This is a genomic window from Amycolatopsis sp. NPDC049252, assembly GCF_043197175.1.
Taxonomy (GTDB): domain Bacteria; phylum Actinomycetota; class Actinomycetes; order Mycobacteriales; family Pseudonocardiaceae; genus Amycolatopsis.
This window is the reverse complement of sequence record NZ_JBICSQ010000116.1, coordinates 1-19,978: the sequence shown is the minus strand read 5'-3', so window position 1 is coordinate 19,978 and position 19,978 is coordinate 1. Positions and strand designations below refer to the sequence as shown.

Here is a 19,978-nt window from a genome sequence, read left to right as displayed (position 1 = left end):
CGTCCTGGAGGGTGACCATGCCCACGACCTTGCCGTCCACCAGCACCGGCAGCGATCGCACCCCGGCGTCCGTCATGCGCTCGGCCAGCGCGGCCACCTCGGCGTCGGGGTGCGCCCCGACCCCGGGCGTGCGCATCGCCGCGCCGGCGGTCCGCGCGTGCCGGTCGATCATCACCCCGCTGTCCGGATCCGCCGGGCCGCGCGGCGCGCGCACGATGTCCACTTCGGACAGCAGACCGAGGAGCCTGCCGTCGCGGTCGATGACCGGCAGCGTCGTGAACCCGCGCGCCGCCATCACTTCGGCGGCTTCTTCGAGAGTCGCCGAGGGCAGGACGGCGACGGTGCGGGTGGTCATGATGTCGCGGGCGCGCATGGTGGTTCTCCTGTCCGGGCGGGGGATTCCGACGATGCGGCCCGGACCGCGGCGGAAACAGGGTCCTAAGTCCCCGGTCGCCGGCCGGAGGGCCTCGCGATCAGGACGGCCCGGTCCCCGCGCACCGGGGTCCAACGCCCCTTCGAACGGACGGCCGGAAGGCGAATCCTGGACTCGGAACCCTTCCGGCCCCGAAAGGCGAGAGTCATGAACCCGTCGTCGAACCGCATCGCGCGGATGTGGCACACCGTCCTGCCCCGCCGCGGTTCGGTGGCGCGGCCCTCGGACCGCGTCCAGGGCGGTCTGCTCGCCTTCGTCGTGGTGCTGGCGCTCGCCGTGTTGCCGTTCGCCGCCAGTTTCGGTTCGGAAACCTACGTGCGGCAGCAACTGCAGTCCGCCGAGCAGCTCCGGACCCGCACCCAGGTCGTCGCGACCCTGCTCGCCGACGGGCCGGCGCTCAAGGCGAACACCCGCAGCGGCGTCGCCGGCAGCGGTGAGCCGACGGACGCGACCTGGACGCTCGCCGACGGCACCCGGAAGACCGGCAAGATCGTCGCCGACCAGGGCGCCGTGAAAGGCGACCGGCTTCCGGCCTGGGTGGACGAGAACGGGAACCCGAGTCAGCCGCCCCTGACCGGCGCCGCGGTCGTCATCGAGGCGGTCATGAGCGCGCTCGGGCTGTGGCTCGGCGCCGCCGGCCTGCTCGCCCTGGCCTACTGCCTGACCGCGTACACCCTCGACCGCTTCCGCCTCGCCCGCTGGCAGCAGGAGTGGTTCCGGGAACAGAACCGCAAGACCCACTCGTGAAGATGAGGAGAAGGTGATCACCATGACCACGGATCGCGGACGCGACATCGTCGTCGGCGTCGACCATTCGGCGGTGAGCGTCGCCGCCCTGCGCTGGGCGGTCGACGAGGCCGCCGCGAGCGGCCGCCGGGTCGTCGCGCTGCGGGCGTGGACGTTCGAGCCGGTCTACGACCTCGGCGCGGCCGTCGCGGGCACCCCGCAGGCGGCCGAAGAGATCCAGCGGCGCGAGCTCGACGACGTCATCGCACAGGTGAAGAAGGACCACCCGGCGGTGGAGATCGAGGGCCGGCTGGTCGAGCACACACCGACGGTCGCGCTCGAGGACGCGTCGCGGACGGCGTCGATGATCGTGCTCGGCAGCCACGGCCGCGGCCGGCTGCTGACCATGCTCGTCGGCTCGGTCGCCGAGCACTGCCTGCGCGAGGCGAGCTGCCCGGTCGTCGTCATTCCGGCGCGCACGGTCCCGGAGCCCGAGAAAACCCACGAAAAGGTCCCCGTGGACCTGGAAGGCTCCTACTACCCGGGACCGCTGCTGTGAAGGAGATCCAGATGCCGAGCCGTCGCAAGGTGGGCGCGGTGATGAAGACCGACGTCCTCACGCTCGCCCCGGACACCCCGTTCAAGGCCGTCGCCGTCCAACTCGCGGCGTGGAACATCAGCGGGGCGCCGGTGGTCGACGAAGACCGGCACGTGCTCGGCGTGGTGTCCCAGGGTGACCTGCTGCAGCACGAGGCCCCGCACGGCCGGCTGGGGTCCCGGCAGGCCAAGCACAAGGCGGACGCCGTGTTCGCCGCCGACCTGATGACCGCGCCCGCGGTCGTCGTGCACGCCGGCGACGACGTCGTCCTGGCCGCCAAACTGCTGGAGGAGCACCACTTCCACCGCCTGCCCGTGGTCGACGGAGACGGCGTGCTCGTCGGCATCGTGTCGCGGTCCGACCTGCTGCGGGTGTTCCTGCGCACCGACCGCGAGATCCGGGACGAGGTCCGCGACGAGGTGATCCTGCACGAAATGGCCATGGATCCGGCTTCGCTGTACGTCGCGGTGCACAACGGCATCGTGACGCTCAACGGTGCCGTCGAGCGGGAATCCATGATCCCGGTGCTCGTGGCCTTGATCCGCCGGGTCGACGGCGTGGTCGAGGTGCGCCAGACCCTCACCGCCCACCTCGACGACCGGGGGATCTCCCCGGTCCCGCCGGGGCAGGTGGGGGTGCTGAGCAAGCACAAGCCGCACAACTGAACCCCGGCACGGCAAAGCGGCCACTGTCCGAATCGGACAGTGGCCCCTTTGCCGTCGGTCAGCCGCGGAACAGCGCGACCTTGAGCGCGTTGCTGTCCTGCGGGTGGGCGAACACGTCGTAGGCCTCGTCCATCTCGTCGAGGCCGAACCGGTGGGTGATGAACCGGCTCGTGTCCAGCCGCCCGGCCGCGAGCATCCGCAGCAGCATCGGTGTGCTGGACGTGTCCACCAGGCCGGTGCTGATCGTGACGTTGCGAATCCACAGGTCCTCGAGGTGCAGCGTCGCCGGCGCGCCGTGCACGCCGACGTTGGCGACGTGCCCGCCGGGGCGCACCAGCCGCGTGCACAGCTCGAAGGTCTCCGGGACGCCGACCGCCTCGATCACGACGTCCGCGCCGAGCCCGCCACTGGCCTCGGCGACCGCGGCGGCGGCCTCCCCGGGCTGGACGAGCACGTCCGCGCCGAACGCCTTCGCCGCGTCCAGGCGGGCGGGTTCCTTGTCCACCACGATGATCGAGCTCGGGCTGAACAGCTGCGCGTTGGTGATCGCGGCCAGCCCGATCGGCCCGGCGCCGACGATCGCGACGGTGTCGCCCGGCTTGACCGTGCCGTTGCGCACCCCGACCTCGAACGACGTCGGCATGATGTCGGCCAGCATCAGCGCGGACTCGTCGCTCACCCCGGCCGGCAGCACGTAGGTGGAGGTGTCGGCGAACGGGATCCGTGCGAACTCGGCCTGCACGCCGTCGATCCGGTGGCCGAGGATCCAGCCACCGCCACCGAGGCACTGGCCGTAGGCCGCGACGCGGCAGTACTCACACCGGCCGCAGGCGCTGATGCACGAGACCAGCACCCGGTCACCGGGCTTCACGGTGGTCACGGCGGAACCGGCTTCGACGATCGTGCCGACCGCCTCGTGGCCGAGGATCCGGCCGCGGTCCACGGTGGGCACGTCACCCTTGAGGATGTGGAGGTCGGTGCCGCAGATGGTGACGGCGTCGATCCGGACGACCGCGGCGGTCGGCGCGGTGATTTCGGGGTCGGCGTGGCCGGTCCAGCTGCGCCGACCGGGTCCGTCGTAGACGAGTGCCTTCATCGGGTTCTCCTTCGGTTGTTTCGGACAGCGCGAAAGGCGCCCGCCGGATGGCGGGCGCCCAGGGACGCGGGGATCAGCGCAGCCACTTGCGGTCGCCGACGAGCTCGGCCCACCGACGGCCGAGGCCCCAGGTGTTCCCACCCGCGGCGGCGGCCACCACGATGAGGATCAGCGCGTAGATGATGTGGTAGTCGATGACCGGGTTGGTCGAGTGCGTCGCCTCGCCGGTGCTCATGCTCTGGGCGAACGGCCACTCGGCGGCCCACATCATCAGCATCATGAGCGAGCCCGCGATCGCGCTGAGGCGCAGCCCGACACCCGCGATCACGGCGACGCCGACGCCGGCCAGGCCGAGCATGAACAGCGTGTCGGCCCACCAGGTGCCGGCCCAGGCGTGGAACACCGACTCGAACGGGCCGACGTGCACGCTGCTCAGGAAGCCCTTGGTGGGGGAGCCGCCGCTGATCCAGGCGCCCTTCGACGGGGTCGCATAACCCAGGCCGAACAGCTTGTCGAGGAACGCCCACAGGAACACGAACCCGGTGACGATCCGCAGGACGGCCAGTACCTTACCGGCGACCGGGGACTCGGCGACGAAATCGGGGACCGGCGCCGGTTCGGTGGACCGCTGGACGGGACCGGTGTTCTCTTGCGGCTTGATGGACATGGGAACCTCCGTTCTTTCGGTGATGGGCTCAGTCTGTTCCGGCGCCGCAACGGTTTCTGGGGCCGAAGGTCCCCGTCCGGAAGGTCCTTGGGTGCCCGTTCCCGGGACCGGCGGACGGTCACCCCACCGGAGACGGTCATCCGTGGGCCGCGGCGCCGTCGACGGCGGTCTGGTGCACGCCACGAAAGGTGGCCTGTCCGCGCACCGGCGGGAACTTCGATGAGCAGCACGATCTGTCCGGCCGCGCCCAGTTGCTCGTGGCGGGGGGCCGCGGCCGGAACGGCTTGGCCGCGCCGGCGCTGGGACCGACCGGCCAGGCGGTGGTGTCCTACGCGCTCTGCCCACTGGCGGTCGCCCGCGGCGGGACGCGGCCGGCGGCGAAGTAGGCGATCGGGCCGGCGAAGTTCACCGCGATCACCCAGGACCACACCCACTTCGGCCCGCGTACCTGATCGGCGGTCCGCCGGCTCAGGTCCCACCAGGCGCTCGCGGCGAGGGCGAGCTGGACGGTACCCGCGATGGCGATGGCCGTGCGCTGCCGGGCCGGCAGGTCACTCCACCGTTGGTGGCTTCCCATGATGTACTCCTTCCGCCGACTACCCAGGCAAGAGCACCGGAGACCCCCGGGCAAAGGGCCCAAAGGCCCTACGCGCGGGGACTGTTGCCCGCCGCGCGCACCGCGTTCCGCTCCTAACGTGGCCGGGAAACGTCGTCGACGGAGGTGCGTCATGCGTGGTCCGCTGGTGTCCGACCTGATGAGCCGGCCGGTGGTCTCCGCCGGGCCCGCGGCGTCGTTCAAGACGCTCGTGTCCCTGCTGGCGGAGCACGGCATCGCGGCGATCCCGGCGGTCGACGAGCACCACCGGGTGGTCGGGGTGGTCGGCGAGTCCGATCTGCTGGCCCGCCAAGGGAACCGCGCGCAGCGGTCGCCCGGGCTGTGGCGCCGTCGCGTGTGGACGAAGGCCCAGGGCCTGACCGCCCGCGAGCTGATGACCCGGCGCGTGCCCACGATCCGGAAGGACGAACCGGTGGCCGGCGCGGCCCGGCGGATGGTGGAGGCCGACCTGCGTTGCCTCTACGTCGTCGACGGTTCCGGCCGCCTGGTGGGCGTGCTCTCCCGCCGTGACGTCCTGCGTGCGTTCCTGCGCCCGGACGAAGAGATCCAGGAGATCGTGGAGCGCGACGTGCTCAAGCGCTCGGTCTGGGCCGACCCCGCGAGCGTCACCGTACAGGTCGACGACGGTGTCGTGACGCTGGGCGGAGTGCTCGACCGGCGCAGTGAGGTGGAACGCGCGGCGTGGCTCGCCGAGTCGGTGCCCGGCGTGGTCGCGGTGCGGAACCGGCTGAAGTACGCCCAGGACGACGGCGCGGCCGCGGACCTGGTCCGATGAGGGCGGCCGGTGCTCCACACCCGAAGCGTTGGCTCGTGCCGGCCGGACTGGCCGTCGGTGTCGCGCTGCTGCTGGCCGCCTGCGCCCCCGCCGGGAACGCCCTGGCCGCGGCGGATCTGCGACCCGGCTTCTGGCTCGGGCTGTGGCACGGCTTCATCTGCCCGATCAGCTTCCTCGTCTCGTTGTTCAACGAGCACGTCGGTGTCTACGAGGTGCACAACAACGGGCACTGGTACGACTTCGGCTTCGTCTTCGGCATCCTGCTGGCGGCCAGTGTCTTCCACGGTCCGCAGTACGCGCGCCGCCGGCCCTCCCGCGGACCTTCGCCCCGTCCTGAGTGACCGAAGTCCCTGTCGCGCAACGGTTCCGGGTCGAACACTGGGATCGTGACCCAACACATCGTGATCCTCGGTGGCGGCACCGGCGGGACCCTGGCGGCGAACCGCCTGCGTCGTGAATACGGCGACGGCGCGGAGATCACCGTCGTGGACCAGGACGACCACCACGTGTACCAGCCGGGCCTGCTGTTCGTCCCGTTCGGCATGGCCGACGCCGACGACCTCGTCCGGTCCCGGCCGCGGCAGCTGGCGGACGGGATCGCTTATCACCGCAGCGAAGTCGAGCGCGTCGAGGTCACGGCCGACCGGGTCCACCTGGCCGACGGCACGGTGCTCCGCTACGACGCCCTGGTGATCGCCACCGGTGCCCGGCTCCTGCCCGAGGAGACCGACGGCCTGACGGGGCCGGGCTGGCGCGACCGGGTGGACACCTTCTACGACCTCGACGGCGCGGTGGGCCTGGCTTCGGCGTTGGCGGCCTTCGACGGCGGGCGTTTGGTGGTGAACGTGGTCGACCTGCCGATCAAGTGCCCGGTCGCGCCGCTCGAGTTCTGCTTCCTGGCGGACTGGTTCTTCACCGAACGCGGGATCCGGGACCGGGTACAGCTGACCTACGTCACTCCGCTCGACGCCGCGTTCACCAAACCCGTGGCGGCGCGGACCCTCGCGGGCCTGCTCGAGGCGAAGGGCATCGAGCTGGTCACCGAGTTCAGCACCGGCGAGGTCGACGGCGCGGGCGGCCGGCTGGTCTCCTTCGACGGCCGGGAGGTCGGCTTCGACCAGGCGGTGGTCGTCCCGCTGCACGGTGGCGCGTCCTATGTGGATCGTTCCCCCGGCCTCGGCGACGAGTTCGGCTTCGTCCGCGCCGATGAGCACACCCTGCGGTCGACGGTGCGGGAGAACGTCTTCGTGATCGGCGACGCGGCTTCGGTGCCGACGTCGAAGGCCGGCTCGGTCACCCACTTCGAAGGCGAGGTGCTGACCCGCAACGTCGGGCAGTTCCTCGACGGCCGGCCGCTGGACGCGAGCTTCGACGGCCACACCAACTGCTTCATCGAGAGCGGCTTCGGCAAGGCCCTGCTCATCGACTTCAACTACGACACCGAGCCGCTGCCCGGGCACTTCCCGGCGGACGCGGGCCTGCCGCTGCTCAAGGAGTCGCGGCTCAACCACCTCGGCAAGCTGATGTTCTCGTGGCTGTACTGGCACAGCCTGCTGCCCGGCCGCGACCTGCCGGGCCTGTCGAGCGCGATGCCGCGGTCCGGCAAGCACTTCCCCGCTCCGAGTGAACCGTGAGGAGACCGCATGTCCACCAAGGTCTACGCGGGCACCGAGGTGACCGTGAACGACGAAGGCTTCTTCACCGACCCCGCCGCCTGGCGCGACGAGATGGCCCCGGAGATCGCCGCCGAGGCCGGCGTCGGTGACCTGACCGACCGGCACTGGCAGGTCCTGAAGTTCGTCCGGGCGAAGTTCGCCGAGACCGGCAGCGGGCCGACGGTCCGCGCACTGGGCAAGACCTCGGGGGTCGCCGTCAAGGAGCTGTACCAGCTGTTCCCGAAGGGGCCGGCCAAGCTGGCCGCCCGCATCGCCGGGATCCCCAAGCCGCGTGGCTGCATCTGAGTCCGGAGAGGACGGATCGTCGTGACCGGCACGATCGAAAAAGTGTCCATCATCGTCTCGAAGGGTTCCCTGGAAGGGATCTACCCGGCGCTGATCATGGCCAACGGCGCCCGCGCCGAGGGCATCGACGCCAACCTGTTCTTCACGTTCTTCGGGCTGGACGCGATCCACCGGGCCCGCCACGAGCACATCAAGCTGGCGACGGTCGGCAACCCCGGCCTGCACCTGCCCACCTGGGCGGGCGGACTGCCGGGCCTCTCGTCGGTGATGACCCATTACATGGCGCACAAGATGGCGGAGCTCGACATCCCGCCGATCCCCGAGTTCATCGAAATGATCGCCGACAGCGGGGCCGGGCTGTACGCCTGCCAGGCGTCGGTGGACCTGTTCGGCCTCGAGAAGTCCGACTTCATCGAGCAGGTCGCCGGGATCATCACGGTCGGCGAGTTCTACGGCCTCGCCGCGGGCGGCCAGATCATCTACACCTGACGCCGCCGTCCGGCGACGGCCGGCCCGGGCGCGCCGGACTCCCTCGGAAGACCACGAGCACGTGACCTGTGCAAGTCGGATCAAGGAGGCAGGAAGATGACACGGTTGACCCGGGTGGCCGGCGCGGTCGCGCTGGCCGTCGCGATGTCCTTGGGCGTGTCGGCCGGACCGGCGTTCGGGGCGGAGGCCGACCCCCCGGCTTCCGCTCCGGCGCCGGCCGGCTCGTCGCCGCCTTCCGTGACGGAGGCACCGGTACCGACGTCCGGAGAGACACCGAAACCGGCGGAACCCGGCCCGGCTGCGACGACGACCAGAGCCCCGGCCATGACCAAGGCCCCGGCTACGACCGAGGTGAAGCCGTCGACGACCGCGGTGAAGACCTCGCCGCCGCCCGCCCCGGCGTCGCCGGCCGTCTCGGACCCGGCCTCCACCACACCGGCGTCCGACGAGCCGCCCACCGGCCCGCCGGAACGGCCCGACCTGCGCCTCACCCTGGTGCTGGACCAACCCTCCTACCGGCCGCAAGACCCCGTCTACGCGAGAGTGACCGTCGTGAACGAGGGAACCGGGCCGGCGACCGACGTCAGGCTGACCGATTCCGGCAACCTGACCTCCCACTCGTGGACCCTTTCCACCGGAAAGAACTTCGCCCTGGCGCCCGGTCAGACGGCCGAGGGCAACACCGTGGCGTGGGTGGCGGAGGTGACCGAGGGCGTGGTGCGCCTGGAAGCCGAGGTCACGGCCACCGAGCCCGACGCGGATCCGGCCGACAACTCGGTGACGGTCACCGCCCCGCTCGTCGTGGTGCGCGGCGGCTTCACCGGGATCGCCTACGGGGACCACAACCGGAACCACGCGATGGACCCGGGTGAAGCACTCGCCGGCCTGGACATCCGCGCGTACGGCCCGGGCCCGGAGGGCGCCGCCGACGCGGTGACCGACGCCGAAGGCCGGTTCGCCTTCCACGGCCTGCTCGCCGGTACCTGGCAGGTCTGGACCAGTTCACCCGACTGGATCTTCGACAGCACCCCCGTCGAGGTGGACGGCGTCCACGAGCCCGAGGTGCTGGTGCGGGGCGAGTACGACATCACCGGGTGGCTCATCGGGGCCGCCCGCTTCGCCGCGCCCATCTACGCCAAGGGCGACACCGCCCGGCTGATCGTCACCGTGACCAACAGCGGCCGCGGCCCGGTACCCGGCCTGACCGCGTACTGCTGGACGAGCGACGACGGGCAGGCCGGCCTGGGTGAGCTGGACCCGTCCGGCCCCGGAGCGACAGTTCCGGCCACCTCTTCGCGGAGTTTCGACATCACGGTTCCGGTGAACGCGGAAGCCGCGACCGCCGGCTACCTGGAAGCGTACTGCCGGATCTGGGCGCCTCGGTCCGACGCCACGGTCGCGTTCGGGGCGACGGCCCGGGTGCCGGGTGCTCGTGCCGCGAAATCGGCCGGTTACCTCGGCACGCCCGTCTACACCTGCGGGTGCGCTACCCGTTACGACCCGGTGCCCGGGGTCAAGGTGTACCTGCGCAACCAGGTGAGCGGCGCGATCGTGGCGCGTGCGGTGACCGACGCGCAGGGGTACTTCACCGTATTCGACCTGCCGGCCGATCGCTACGACGTCGGGATCGTCGGTCCCTGGCAGGGAGTCAACGGCCGCACCCCCACCTTCCCCGTCCGCGGTGGTGACGACGGCTCCACGGCCCACGTGGTCGCCGTGGTGCCCGGGCCGTACCAGCCGGACCCGGACCTGGCGGCGAACCCGCGGCCGGGGCCGGGAACCGCGCCGCCCGGTGCCGCAGCCGTCGTGGCGCAGCCGGTGCTCGCGGAGCCGCATGGGCTCGCCTCGACCGGCGTGAACGTCGGCTGGTTCGCGGTGGGTGGTCTGCTGACGTTCGCCGCCGGGGTGTCCCTGGTGCTCGGCAGCCGGCGTCGCGCGGACTGACGAGAGCGCGTGAGGCGCGGGTGCCCGCCGGGCCTGGTCACCGGCGGGCACCCGGGGCGCGGGCTCCCGGTCACGTCAAGGAGCGCCCGATCAGCTCGACGAGCTCGACCGTGCGGGCGGCGTAGCCCCATTCGTTGTCGTACCAGCCGAAGACCTTCGCCAGGTGCGAGTCGGCCTTGGTCAGCGGTGCGTCGTACACGCACGACGCCGGGTCGCCGATGATGTCGCGGGAGACGAGCGGGCCTTCGCTGTAGCGCAGGATTCCCTTGAGATCCCCGTCGGCCGCCTCGGCGAAGGCGTGGTTGACCTGCTCGGCCGTCACCGGGCGTTCCAGCTCCACCGTGAGGTCGGTCAGCGAGCCGTCCTCGACCGGGACGCGGACGGCGACGCCGTCGAACCTGCCGGCCAGCTCCGGCAGCACCAGCCCGATCGCCTTGGCCGCGCCGGTGCTGGTCGGCACCATGTTGACGGCGGCCGAGCGGGCCCGGCGCGGGTCCTTGTGCGGCCGGTCGAGCAGGGCCTGGTCGCCGGTGTAGCTGTGGATGGTGGTGAGCAGGCCGCGGCGGATGCCGAACGCGGAGTGCAGCACCTTCACCATCGGCGCGACGCAGTTCGTCGTGCACGAAGCGTTCGAGACGATGTGGTGCTTCGCCGGGTCGTAGGTGTCTTCGTTGACCCCGAGCACGATGGTCGCGTCGACGTCCTTGCCCGGTGCGGAGATCACGACCTTCTTCGCGCCCGCGGCCAGGTGCGCCCCGGCGGTCTCGCGGGTGCGGAACTTGCCGGTCGACTCGACGACGACGTCGACGTCGTACTCGCCCCAGGGCAGGTTGGCGGGGTCGGTCTGCGCCGTCACCTGGATCAGGTGGTCGCCGACCCGCAGCGCCTCGCCGTCGACGACCTCCACCGCGGTGGTGAGCCGGCCGTAGGTCGAGTCGAAGGCCAGCAGGTGCGCGAGCATCTCCGGGGAGGTGATGTCGTTGACCGCGACCACGTCGATCGGGCTGTCCGGCGTTGCGAGGATGTGGCGGAGGATGTCCCGCCCGATCCGGCCGAAGCCGTTGATCCCGAGCCGTACCGTCATGGGTTTCTCCCTGTCCTAGTCCGTTCCCCCGATGGTTCGCCGCGCGGGTGGGGACCTGTAGGGCCCAAGTTCCCGAGGGCGAGGGCAGAACGTCGGTGACCGGTGACCTTCGGCCCTTGGGGTCACCGGCCGGAACCGGTTGTCTGGGACCCGGCGAAAGGGGAGCGGGATGCCTGCTGTCGAAGACGTCCGGGTGCTCGACCGCGGCGGGCTCGACCGGCTGGTCGAAGTGCTGCTCCGAGAGGGCTACCGGGTCGTGGGCCCGATGGTCCGTGACGACGCGATCGTCCTCGGCGAGCTGACGTCGTCCGCCGCGTTGCCCGCGGGCTGGGGCGTCGAGACCGCGCCCGGCCGCTACCGCCTTCGCCGCCGGGACGACGCCGCGGTGTTCGGCCATTCGGCCGGTCCCCAGTCGTGGAAGCGGTTCCTGCACCCGCCGCACCGCGCGTTGTGGTCCACCGGGCCCGGTGGCGAGTTCGTGCCCGCGGAAGAGCCCGGTGCGCGGCAGGCGTTCCTGGGGGTGCGCGCCTGCGACCTGGCCGCGATCGCCGTGCTCGGCAAGGTGCTCGCCGCGAGCGGCGCCTTCGCCCGGCGCCGTGCCGGGTTGTTCACCGTCGCCGCCAACTGCACCGAACCCGGCGAAGTCTGCTTCTGCGCCTCGCTGGGCACCGGCCCCGGCGCGTCCGCGGGCTACGACCTCGCCCTCACCGAGCGGATCGACGACCGCGGGCACCGGTTCCTCGTCGACGTCGGTTCCCCCGAAGGCGCCCGGATCCTGGCCCTGGTCACCACTCGCGAAGCGGCGGACGACGAGGTGGCTCTGGCACGCGACGACGTCGCGGCCGCGGCGGGGAAGATGGGCCGCGCGCTGCCGCCCGGTGACCTGCGGGCGCTGCTGCGGGACTCCCGGGACTCACCCGTGTGGTCCGAGATCGCGAGCCGCTGCCTCACCTGCGGCAACTGCACCATGGTGTGCCCCACCTGCTTCTGCACCAGCACCGAGGAAGTCACCGACGTGACCGGCGAGCACACCGGACGCGCCGAGCGCTGGGCGTCCTGCTTCGAGCTCGACTTCTCCTACGTGCACGGCGGCAGCGTCCGCACCTCCGGGGAGGGCCGGTACCGGCAGTGGATGAGCCACAAGCTCGGCACCTGGCACGACCAGTTCGGCACGTCCGGTTGCGTCGGCTGCGGGCGGTGCATCGCCTGGTGCCCGGCCGGCATCGACATCACGGCGGAAGCGGCGAAGCTCGCCGGGGAAGGAGCCGGCGATGCCGGCCGTTGACCGTTTCACCGCGCTGCCCCCGTTCTCCCGGCTCACGCCGGCGGAGACCGCCCTGCTGACCCGCGCCACGCGCGAGGTCGCGTTCGCCGCGGGGGAGCGGCTGTGCGAAGAAGGGCGGCCCGCGGACCGGCTCTGGGTGCTCGAAAGCGGCCGCGTCGTCGTGGACACCGCGGTGCCCGGCCGGGGCGACGTCGTCGTGCAGACCCTCGGGCCGGGTGACCTGCTCGGCTGGTCGTGGCTCGTCCCGCCGTACCGCTGGGACTTCGGGGCCCGCGCGCTCACCACGGTGACGGCGGCGGAGCTGGACGGCCGGCTGCTGCGCGAGCTCGCCGACCACGACCCCGCGTTCGGCTACGCCCTGACCCGCGCGCTGTTCGAGGTGCTGGCCCACCGCCTGCGGGCCACCCGCGCCCGCCTGCTCGACCTCTACCGGAGCGGACGTGACTGAGCCGATGCTGCCGGTGCCGTACCGGGTCGACCGGCGCACGGCACAGACCCGGGACACCGCCACCCTCCGGCTCGTCCCGGCGGACCGGGCGCTGGCGTCGTTCCGCCCGGGCCAGTTCACGATGCTCCACGCCCGCGGTGTCGGCGAGGTCGCCATCTCGATCAGCGGCGATCCGTCCACTGTGGATGGTGTGCTCGAACAGACGGTCCGCGACGTCGGCGCGGTCAGCCACGCGCTGCACGCGGCGGAACCGGGCACCGTGCTCGGCGTGCGGGGTCCGTTCGGGCGCGGCTGGGACGTCGAGTCCGCGCGCGGCGGCGACGTCGTGATCGTCGCCGGGGGAGTGGGGCTCGCGCCGCTGCGCCCGGTGGTGCTCGCGGTGCTGGCCGCCCGCGCCGCCTACGGCCGTGTCCTGCTGGTCGCCGGTGCCCGCACCCCGGCGGAGTTCCTCTACCGCGACGAGTTCGCCGGCTGGGCGCGCTCGATCGAGGTGCTGCGCACGGTCGACCGGCCCGCGCCGGGCTGGACCGGCGAGGTCGGGTTCGTCACCGAGCCGCTCGCCCGGTTCACGCCGGGGCCCGGTGCCACCACCGCGTTCCTCTGCGGCCCGGAGCCGATGATGCGGTTCAGCGCCCAGGTGCTGCTGCGCAAGGGCGTCGCCGCCGAGGACATCCGCGTGTCGCTGGAGCGGAACATGCAGTGCGGCACCGCGTTGTGCGGGCACTGCCAGCTCGGTCCGCTGCTGCTCTGCCGCGACGGCCCGGTCGTCTCCTACGCCGAAGCCGAACCCCTCCTCCTGGTCCGGGAGCTGTGACATGAGCCTGCCCACCCTCGCCGTCTGGAAGTTCGCCTCCTGCGACGGCTGCCAGCTCACCCTGCTCGACTGCGAGGACGAGCTGCTCGCCCTCGCCGGCCGCGTGCGGATCGCCTCCTTCACCGAAGCCTCCAGCGCGGTGCTGCCCGGCCCGTACGACGTCTCGCTCGTCGAAGGGTCGATCACGACCCCGGCGGACGAGCGGCGGATCCTCGACGTCCGGGCGCAGTCACGGATCCTGGTCACGATCGGTGCGTGCGCCACGGCCGGCGGGATCCAGGCGCTGCGCAACTTCGGTGACGTGGCCGAGTTCGCCGCGTCGATCTACGCGAGCCCGGAGTACCTGAGCACCCTGGGCACCTCCACGCCGATCAGCGCGCACGTCCCGGTGGACTTCGAGCTGCGCGGCTGTCCCATCGACCGCCGCCAGCTGCTCGAGACGCTCACCGCCGTCCTGGCCGGGCGCAAGCCCGACCTGCCGGACACCAGTGTCTGCACCGAATGCAAACGCCGTGGCCTGACCTGTGTGACCGTGGCCCACGGCACGCCGTGCCTCGGCCCGGTCACCCACGCCGGCTGTGGCGCGCTCTGCCCGTCCTGCAGCCGGGGCTGCTTCGGCTGCTTCGGGCCGATGACCGCACCGAACACCGCCGCGCTGCTGCCGATCCTGCGCACGTGCGGGATGACCGAAGCCGCCGTGGGCCGGGTCTTCGCCACCTTCAACGCCGCGGCGCCCGACTTCGCCGCGGTGGCCGGGGAGCGACGACCGTGAACAGCAGGCGCCTGGTGGTCAACGCGATCGCCCGCGTCGAGGGGGAAGGCGCGCTGCGGCTGCACGTCGAGGACGGCGAAGTGACGACGGCCGAGCTGAACATCTACGAACCGCCGCGGTTCTTCGAGGCGCTGCTGCGCGGCCGTGCGTGGAGCGAGCCGCCGGACATCACGTCCCGGATCTGCGGCATCTGCCCGGTGGCCTACCAGACGAGTGCCTGCAACGCCCTCGAAGCCGCCTTCGGCGTCGAGCTCGACGCGCCGCTCGCGGACCTGCGGCGCCTGCTCTACTGCGGCGAGTGGATCTCCAGCCACGCGCTGCACATCCACCTCCTGCACGCGCCCGACTTCCTCGGGTTCCCCGACGGCATCGCGATGGCGGAGCGGTACCCGGACGCCGTCCGTCGCGGTTTCGAGCTCAAGAAGACCGGCAACGCGCTCATGGAGCTGCTCGGCGGGCGCGCGATCCACCCGGTGAACGTCCGGGTGGGCGGGTTCTACTCGGTGCCCGGGCGAGCGGACCTCGCCCCGATGCGCGAACGGCTCCTCGGCGCCCTGGACCAGGCGCGCGAGGTCGCGCGCTGGGTGTCCGGCTTCGACTTCCCGGACTTCGAGACCGGTCACGACCTGCTGTCCGCCGCCGAACCCGGGCGCTACCCGATCGACCGCGGGACGGTCGTGACGAGCACCGGCGCCGCGTTCCCCGCCGCGGAGTTCCCCGACCACGTCGTCGAACAGCAGGTTCCGCACTCCACCGCCCTGCACGCGAGCCTCGACGGCCGCCGGTACCTGACCGGCCCGCTCGCCCGGTACTCGCTCAACTCGGCCCTGCTCGGCCCGGCCGCGCGCGACGCCGCGGCCGAAGCGGGCCTGGGGCCCGAGTGCCGGAACCCGTTCCGCTCCATCGTGGTCCGCGCGGTCGAGGTCGTGCACGCGGTGGAGGAGGCGCTGCGGCTGATCGACGGCTACGAATGCCCTGACCGGCCCTGCGCCGAGCTCACCCCGCGCGCGGGCACCGGGCACGGCGTCAGCGAAGCGCCACGCGGGCTGCTCTACCACCGCTACACGATCGACGAGGCCGGCCTGGTCACCGCGGCCGCGATCGTCCCGCCGACGTCCCAGAACCAGGCCGCGATCGAGGACGACCTGTGCCGGCTGGCGCGGGCGCGGCTCGACCTCGGCGACGACGCGCTCGCGTTGTTCTGCGAGCGGGTGATCCGCAACCACGACCCGTGCATCTCCTGCGCGACCCACTTCCTCGACCTCACGGTGATCCGGCGGTGACGGCCGTGGTGCTCGGGCTCGGCAACCCGCTGCGCGGCGACGACGGGATCGGCCCGGCGGTCGCGGAGGCGGTGCGCCTCGCCGGGGTACCCGGAGTGCGCGTGGTCCGCTGCGTCGCGGACCCGGCGGAGCTGGTCGACGCCTGGGCGGACGCGGATCCGGCGGTGCTCGTCGACGCGGTCCGCAGTCGTTCCCACGATCCCGGGGAGGTCCTGTTCTTCACCGGCGGCAGCGGCTGGCCCGGTGGTTCCGGGCGGGGGACGCACGCGCTCGGCGTCGACGACGCGATCCGGCTCGGGCGGGCGCTGGGCCGCTCGCCGCGCCGGCTCGTGGCGGTCGGCGTCGCGGGCGCGGCCTTCGAACCCGGCGCCGGGATGTCGCCACCGGTCGCGGCCGCGCTGCCGGCCGCCGTCGAGGCCGTGCTGGCCGCACTCGGCGCACCGGAAGGTCTTTGGTCCTCGCAAGTCGGGCAGAAGGCCAGGCTCCCCCGGCGGTACTGAGGTGTTGCCTGGAAGCTGGGGGAACCGGCCGGAAGGAACTGTGATGACGGAACAATCCGCGCGGATCGTGGTGGGCGTCGACGGCTCGGACGCCGGGACCGCCGCCCTGATCTGGGCCGTCGACCAGGCCGCCGCGAGCGGCGCCGAGGTGGACGCGCTCACGGTGTGGACCCACGACGCCATGCTCGACGACGTCTCCGCGGACCGGACGCTCGAAGAAGCGCGGGGCGTGCACTTCCACGAACTGGAGACGCTCGTCGCGGCCGTGACGAAGGACCGCGCCGGGGTCACCGTGCACTGTTCGGCCCCGGACGGCGATCCCGCCGAAACCCTGACCACCAAAGCGAAGAACGCGACCATGCTGGTCGTCGGCAGCCACGGCCGGAGCCGGTTGCGGGAGGCGCTCACCGGCTCGGTGAGCGGTGCCTGCCTGCGGCTCGCGACGTGCCCGGTCGCCGTGATCCCGCCGCCCGCCCGGACGCCCGAAAGCAGCCTCGGCCGGCGTCTGGCGACGCTCGGCTGATCCATCCCGACGACGAGGGCAGGCACGATGACGCGGAAACCACGGGAGGTGCGGCCGTGACCGCCACCGCCGAGCACCCCGCCGGACTCCCGCGCGCCGCCGCGCCCGCGGGAGAACCGCTGCTGCGGCTGCGCGGGCTCACCAAGCGGTTCGGCCCGGTGCAGGCCCTGGCCGGGGTCGACCTGGACATCCCGGCGGGGCAGGTGACCGCGCTGGTCGGCGACAACGGCGCGGGCAAGTCCGTGCTGATCAAGTGCGTCGCCGGGATCCACGCGCCGGACGCGGGCGAGTTCTCGTGGCAGGGCAAGCCGGTGCGCATCCGCAGCCCGCGCGAGTCCGCGGCGCTCGGCATCGAGACCGTGTACCAGGACCTCGCGCTCTGCGACAACCTCGACATCGTGCAGAACATGTTCCTCGGCCGCGAACAGCTGCGGTACGGGCGGCTCGACGAGGACCGCATGGAGTCGGCCGCGAAGGAGACATTGCGCAGCCTCGGGGTCACGACGGTGACGTCGGTCCGGCAGCCCGTGGGCTCCCTCTCCGGCGGCCAGCGCCAGGCCGTCGCGATCGCCAAAGCCGTGCTGTGGCACTCGAAACTCGTGATCATGGACGAGCCGACCGCGGCGCTGGGCATCCAGCAGACCGAGGTCGTGCTCGGCCTGGTCCGGCGGATGGCGGAGCGCGGGCTGGGCGTGGTCGTCGTGTCGCACAACATGAACGACGTCTTCGACGTGGCCGACCGCATCGCCGTGCTCTACCTCGGGCGGCTGGCCGGCGTGTTCACCACTCGAGAACTCACCAAGGAAACGGTCGTCGAGCTGATGACCGCCGGTCGCTCCGACCGGATCCGGACGAACGGAGTCCTGTCATGACCTACTGGATCATCGCGGCGGTCGTCGACGTGCTGCGCCGCGTCTCCCTGCGGATCGTGACGATGCCGATCCAGTCGCAGGGGATCATCACGCGGGACAACGTGAGCGTGGACGTGTCCGCGGTGGCGTACTTTCGGGTGGTCGACGCGACGAAGTTCGTGTTCCCCGCGCCGCTGATGAGCACCATCGGCGAGCTCGGGACGTTCCTGGCCCGCGAGGCGGCCGCCGCCGTGCCCGTGGTGAAACCGGTGACCAACGGCGAAGCCGTGGCGAACCGGTGACCACGCGGAAGCTCGCCGGGCCGCACCGGCGGATGCCGGCCCAGGACAGCCTGTGGCTGCACCTGGACCGGCCGGAGAACCTGATGATCGTCACGTCGGTGCTGTGGACCCGCACGCCGGTCGACCCGGCGCGGCTGCGCTCGGTGGTGTCCGACCGGCTGCTCGCGCGGTACCCGGTGTACCTGCAGCGGGCCGTCCGCCACGGCGGCGACTTCAGCTGGGAGACCGATCGCGGCTTCGACCTCGGCAAGCACCTCGTGGTGCGTGAGCTTCCCGCCCCGGGGACCCGGGAGGTGCTCGAAGACTTCGTCGCCGCGCGCCGGAGCGAACCCCTCGACCCGGAACGTCCACTGTGGATGATCGACCTCCTCCAGGGTTACGACGGCGGCAGCGCGCTCGTCGTCCGGACCCACCACTCGATGGCCGACGGGATCCGGTTGACGCAGGTGCTCTTCAGCCTGCTCGACCCCGCCGACGGCGAGGACGCTTCGCCGCACGCGAAGGTCGGTGGCGCGTCCCCGCACCGCGGAGCCGTCGCGCAACCGGTGGCCCGGCTGGGCGCGGCCCTGCTGCGCGCGCTCGGCGACACCGGGGCGAAGGCCCAGCGGCGAGCCGGCCGGGTGCACCCCGCGCTCGAGACCGCCGTCGCGCTGCCTGTGCTCGCCGCGGCCGCGGCGGTGGGCGCCACGGGCGCGGTCGCCGGCTTCCTGACCTCGGCCTTGAGCGGCGGGCCGCGCCGCGTCGTCGACAGCGTCGCCGGCGCCGCCACGACCGTCTGGCACAGCGCCACCGGCGTCGGCGACCTGATGGGACCCTCCAGCGCGACCGGACTGTGGGACGGCGAACTCGGCGTCGAGAAGACCGGCGCGTGGGGCGACCCCGTCCCGCTCGCCGACCTCGCCCGGATCGGCCACGAGACCGGTACGACCGTCAACGACGTCTGCACCGCGCTGGTGGCCGGCGCGCTCGACCGGTACTTCACCGCGCACGGCACCGCGCGCCCCGGGCCGTCCGACCTCGGCTGGCTCATCCCGGTCAGCCTGTCGTCCTTCGACGACGAGCTGCCCGCCGACCTCGGCAACCACTTCTCGCTCGTGCTGGCCCAGCTGCCGCTCGGGCGCCGGAGCTTCGCCGAGCGCCTGGCCGTGGTGCACCGCCGGGTCGCCCGGATCCGCGATTCCTTCGAACCCGTGCTGACCTTCGGCGTGCAGTACCTCATCGCGCAGAGCCCGGCGCCGCTCGGCCGGGCGATGAGCCGGTACTTCGCCGGGAAGGGGGTCGGGGTGCTCACCAACGTGCCCGGCCCGCGGGCGCCGATGACGCTGGCCGGCGCGCCGGTCGAGGGCATCGTCGGCTGGGCGCCCTGCAGCGGGAACCAGGCGATCACGATCTGCGTGTTCAGCTACGCCGGGCAGGTGCGCTTCGGGTTCGGCACCGACCGGAACGTGGTTCCCGATCCGGAGCAGCTCGTCGCCGGGCTGGCCGCGGAGTTCGCGGCCGCCCGGTGATCAGCGGGCCGCGTCGCGCAGCGTCAGGACTTCCCGTTCGATGGCCTTGGCCAGGAACCCGGTCTCCGGGACGCTGTCCGCGTCGGCGGTGATCCCGAACGACAGCCGGCCGGCGTAGCTGAGCATCGCCACCCCGGTCCGCACCCGCAGGGCGATCGGGACGTACGGGTACATCGCGACGATCTTCCGCCCCAGCACCGAAAGCGGCTCGGACGGGCCGGGGACGTTCGTCGTCACGGTGACGACATTGCGCTGCGGCAGGTGCGCGGCGGCCCGGATCGCCCAGGCGATCGGCGCGAACGGCTCGTGCGTGGCCGTGGCGGTGAGCAGGGCACCGGCGTCGGCCTCCTTGCCCTCCTTGAGTGCGACGAGCCGTTCGTGCACGTGGACCAGCCGCTGCACCGGGTCGGGGACGTCGACGGGCAGCAACGGCAGCAGCAGCGAGACCTCGTTGTCCACAGTGGACCCCGCGCGCACCGACACCGGTACCAGGGTCCGCACGCTGTCCGCGGCGGGAACTTCACCGCGGTGCAGCAGCAGTTCCCGGAAGCCGCCGGTGATCGCGGCGAGCAGGACGTCGTTCACCGTGACGCCGAAGCCCACGGCGGCGCGCTTGACGTCGGTCAGGGCCACCGAGG

25 protein-coding genes are annotated in these 19,978 nt (G+C 72.4%); 19 read left to right on the top strand and 6 right to left on the bottom strand.

Features of this window, described 5'->3' with window-relative positions:
* The coding region (locus ACGFMK_RS45530) for an HPP family protein (protein ID WP_392777140.1) at positions 1-373 on the bottom strand (373 nt) is incomplete at its 3' end.
* A gap of 207 nt (positions 374-580) precedes the next feature.
* Between ACGFMK_RS45530 and ACGFMK_RS45525 the strand changes: the two genes are divergently transcribed.
* Genes ACGFMK_RS45525 through ACGFMK_RS45515 form a run of 3 tightly spaced genes read left to right on the top strand, consistent with a single transcriptional unit; the run spans position 581 to position 2,422 of the window.
* Positions 581-1,180: a hypothetical protein gene (locus ACGFMK_RS45525; RefSeq protein ID WP_392777137.1), complete on the top strand. Its 600-nt coding sequence runs from the start codon at positions 581-583 to the stop codon at positions 1,178-1,180.
* A gap of 22 nt (positions 1,181-1,202) precedes the next feature.
* A complete protein-coding gene (locus ACGFMK_RS45520) occupies positions 1,203-1,718 on the top strand; it encodes a universal stress protein (protein WP_392777134.1) in 516 nt (171 codons plus the stop codon).
* 11 nt (positions 1,719-1,729) lie between these two features.
* On the top strand, positions 1,730-2,422 hold the full coding sequence (locus ACGFMK_RS45515; RefSeq protein ID WP_392777131.1) for a CBS domain-containing protein: 693 nt from the start codon (positions 1,730-1,732) through the stop codon (positions 2,420-2,422).
* A gap of 58 nt (positions 2,423-2,480) precedes the next feature.
* Here ACGFMK_RS45515 and ACGFMK_RS45510 read toward each other — a convergent pair whose 3' ends face one another.
* The 3 genes from ACGFMK_RS45510 to ACGFMK_RS45500 all read right to left on the bottom strand — a co-directional run bounded on the left by ACGFMK_RS45510 (position 2,481) and on the right by ACGFMK_RS45500 (position 4,762).
* Complete coding sequence (locus ACGFMK_RS45510) at positions 2,481-3,518, bottom strand: zinc-dependent alcohol dehydrogenase family protein (protein WP_392777128.1); 1,038 nt, start codon at positions 3,516-3,518, stop codon at positions 2,481-2,483.
* 73 nt (positions 3,519-3,591) lie between these two features.
* On the bottom strand, positions 3,592-4,185 hold the full coding sequence (locus ACGFMK_RS45505) for a DoxX family membrane protein (RefSeq protein ID WP_392777125.1): 594 nt from the start codon (positions 4,183-4,185) through the stop codon (positions 3,592-3,594).
* A gap of 328 nt (positions 4,186-4,513) precedes the next feature.
* Positions 4,514-4,762, bottom strand: a complete 249-nt coding sequence (locus ACGFMK_RS45500) for a PLD nuclease N-terminal domain-containing protein (RefSeq protein WP_392777122.1) — start codon at positions 4,760-4,762, stop codon at positions 4,514-4,516.
* A gap of 151 nt (positions 4,763-4,913) precedes the next feature.
* On the opposite strand from ACGFMK_RS45500, the gene ACGFMK_RS45495 reads away from it, so the two are divergent.
* From ACGFMK_RS45495 to ACGFMK_RS45470, 6 genes are all read left to right on the top strand, one after another.
* Positions 4,914-5,576, top strand: a complete 663-nt coding sequence (locus tag ACGFMK_RS45495) for a CBS domain-containing protein (RefSeq protein ID WP_392777119.1) — start codon at positions 4,914-4,916, stop codon at positions 5,574-5,576.
* A gap of 35 nt (positions 5,577-5,611) precedes the next feature.
* Positions 5,612-5,917, top strand: a complete 306-nt coding sequence (locus tag ACGFMK_RS45490; protein ID WP_392777116.1) for a hypothetical protein — start codon at positions 5,612-5,614, stop codon at positions 5,915-5,917.
* A 45-nt stretch (positions 5,918-5,962) separates the two neighbouring features.
* Positions 5,963-7,210 carry an FAD/NAD(P)-binding oxidoreductase gene (locus tag ACGFMK_RS45485; protein ID WP_392777113.1) on the top strand — a complete coding sequence of 416 codons (1,248 nt, stop codon included), beginning with the start codon at positions 5,963-5,965 and terminating at the stop codon, positions 7,208-7,210.
* A gap of 9 nt (positions 7,211-7,219) precedes the next feature.
* Positions 7,220-7,537 (top strand): TusE/DsrC/DsvC family sulfur relay protein, encoded by a 318-nt coding sequence (locus tag ACGFMK_RS45480; protein ID WP_392777111.1) that lies wholly within the window; start codon positions 7,220-7,222, stop codon positions 7,535-7,537.
* A 21-nt stretch (positions 7,538-7,558) separates the two neighbouring features.
* A complete protein-coding gene (locus ACGFMK_RS45475) occupies positions 7,559-8,026 on the top strand; it encodes a DsrE/DsrF/DrsH-like family protein (RefSeq protein WP_392777109.1) in 468 nt (155 codons plus the stop codon).
* A 96-nt stretch (positions 8,027-8,122) separates the two neighbouring features.
* Positions 8,123-9,970: a hypothetical protein gene (locus tag ACGFMK_RS45470; RefSeq protein WP_392777106.1), complete on the top strand. Its 1,848-nt coding sequence runs from the start codon at positions 8,123-8,125 to the stop codon at positions 9,968-9,970.
* A 70-nt stretch (positions 9,971-10,040) separates the two neighbouring features.
* Here ACGFMK_RS45470 and gap read toward each other — a convergent pair whose 3' ends face one another.
* Positions 10,041-11,054, bottom strand: a complete 1,014-nt coding sequence (gap, locus tag ACGFMK_RS45465) for a type I glyceraldehyde-3-phosphate dehydrogenase (protein WP_392777103.1) — start codon at positions 11,052-11,054, stop codon at positions 10,041-10,043.
* 169 nt (positions 11,055-11,223) lie between these two features.
* On the opposite strand from gap, the gene ACGFMK_RS45460 reads away from it, so the two are divergent.
* Genes ACGFMK_RS45460 through ACGFMK_RS45415 form a run of 10 tightly spaced genes read left to right on the top strand, consistent with a single transcriptional unit; the run spans position 11,224 to position 19,340 of the window.
* Entirely contained in the window at positions 11,224-12,339 is a 1,116-nt protein-coding gene (locus ACGFMK_RS45460; protein ID WP_392777100.1) for a 4Fe-4S dicluster domain-containing protein, read from the top strand.
* Entirely contained in the window at positions 12,326-12,787 is a 462-nt protein-coding gene (locus tag ACGFMK_RS45455; RefSeq protein ID WP_392777097.1) for a Crp/Fnr family transcriptional regulator, read from the top strand. The genes ACGFMK_RS45460 and ACGFMK_RS45455 overlap by 14 nt, the downstream gene beginning before the upstream one ends.
* Positions 12,780-13,601, top strand: coding sequence for an FAD/NAD(P)-binding protein (locus ACGFMK_RS45450; RefSeq protein WP_392777094.1), 822 nt, complete (start codon positions 12,780-12,782; stop codon positions 13,599-13,601). The genes ACGFMK_RS45455 and ACGFMK_RS45450 overlap by 8 nt, the downstream gene beginning before the upstream one ends.
* A gap of 1 nt (position 13,602) precedes the next feature.
* Positions 13,603-14,373 (top strand): oxidoreductase, encoded by a 771-nt coding sequence (locus ACGFMK_RS45445; RefSeq protein WP_392777091.1) that lies wholly within the window; start codon positions 13,603-13,605, stop codon positions 14,371-14,373.
* Positions 14,370-15,656, top strand: coding sequence for a Ni/Fe hydrogenase subunit alpha (locus ACGFMK_RS45440; RefSeq protein WP_392777088.1), 1,287 nt, complete (start codon positions 14,370-14,372; stop codon positions 15,654-15,656). Before ACGFMK_RS45445 ends, ACGFMK_RS45440 begins: the two co-directional genes overlap by 4 nt.
* Complete coding sequence (locus tag ACGFMK_RS45435; protein ID WP_392777085.1) at positions 15,653-16,156, top strand: hydrogenase maturation protease; 504 nt, start codon at positions 15,653-15,655, stop codon at positions 16,154-16,156. Before ACGFMK_RS45440 ends, ACGFMK_RS45435 begins: the two co-directional genes overlap by 4 nt.
* A gap of 43 nt (positions 16,157-16,199) precedes the next feature.
* Positions 16,200-16,679 (top strand): universal stress protein, encoded by a 480-nt coding sequence (locus ACGFMK_RS45430; protein WP_392777082.1) that lies wholly within the window; start codon positions 16,200-16,202, stop codon positions 16,677-16,679.
* A gap of 56 nt (positions 16,680-16,735) precedes the next feature.
* Positions 16,736-17,551 (top strand): ATP-binding cassette domain-containing protein, encoded by an 816-nt coding sequence (locus ACGFMK_RS45425; RefSeq protein ID WP_392777079.1) that lies wholly within the window; start codon positions 16,736-16,738, stop codon positions 17,549-17,551.
* Positions 17,548-17,832 carry an SPFH domain-containing protein gene (locus tag ACGFMK_RS45420; protein WP_392777076.1) on the top strand — a complete coding sequence of 95 codons (285 nt, stop codon included), beginning with the start codon at positions 17,548-17,550 and terminating at the stop codon, positions 17,830-17,832. The genes ACGFMK_RS45425 and ACGFMK_RS45420 overlap by 4 nt, the downstream gene beginning before the upstream one ends.
* Positions 17,829-19,340: a WS/DGAT domain-containing protein gene (locus ACGFMK_RS45415; protein ID WP_392777074.1), complete on the top strand. Its 1,512-nt coding sequence runs from the start codon at positions 17,829-17,831 to the stop codon at positions 19,338-19,340. Before ACGFMK_RS45420 ends, ACGFMK_RS45415 begins: the two co-directional genes overlap by 4 nt.
* Here ACGFMK_RS45415 and ACGFMK_RS45410 read toward each other — a convergent pair.
* On the bottom strand, positions 19,341-19,978 hold a 638-nt coding region (locus ACGFMK_RS45410; protein ID WP_392777071.1), incomplete at its 5' end, for a WS/DGAT domain-containing protein.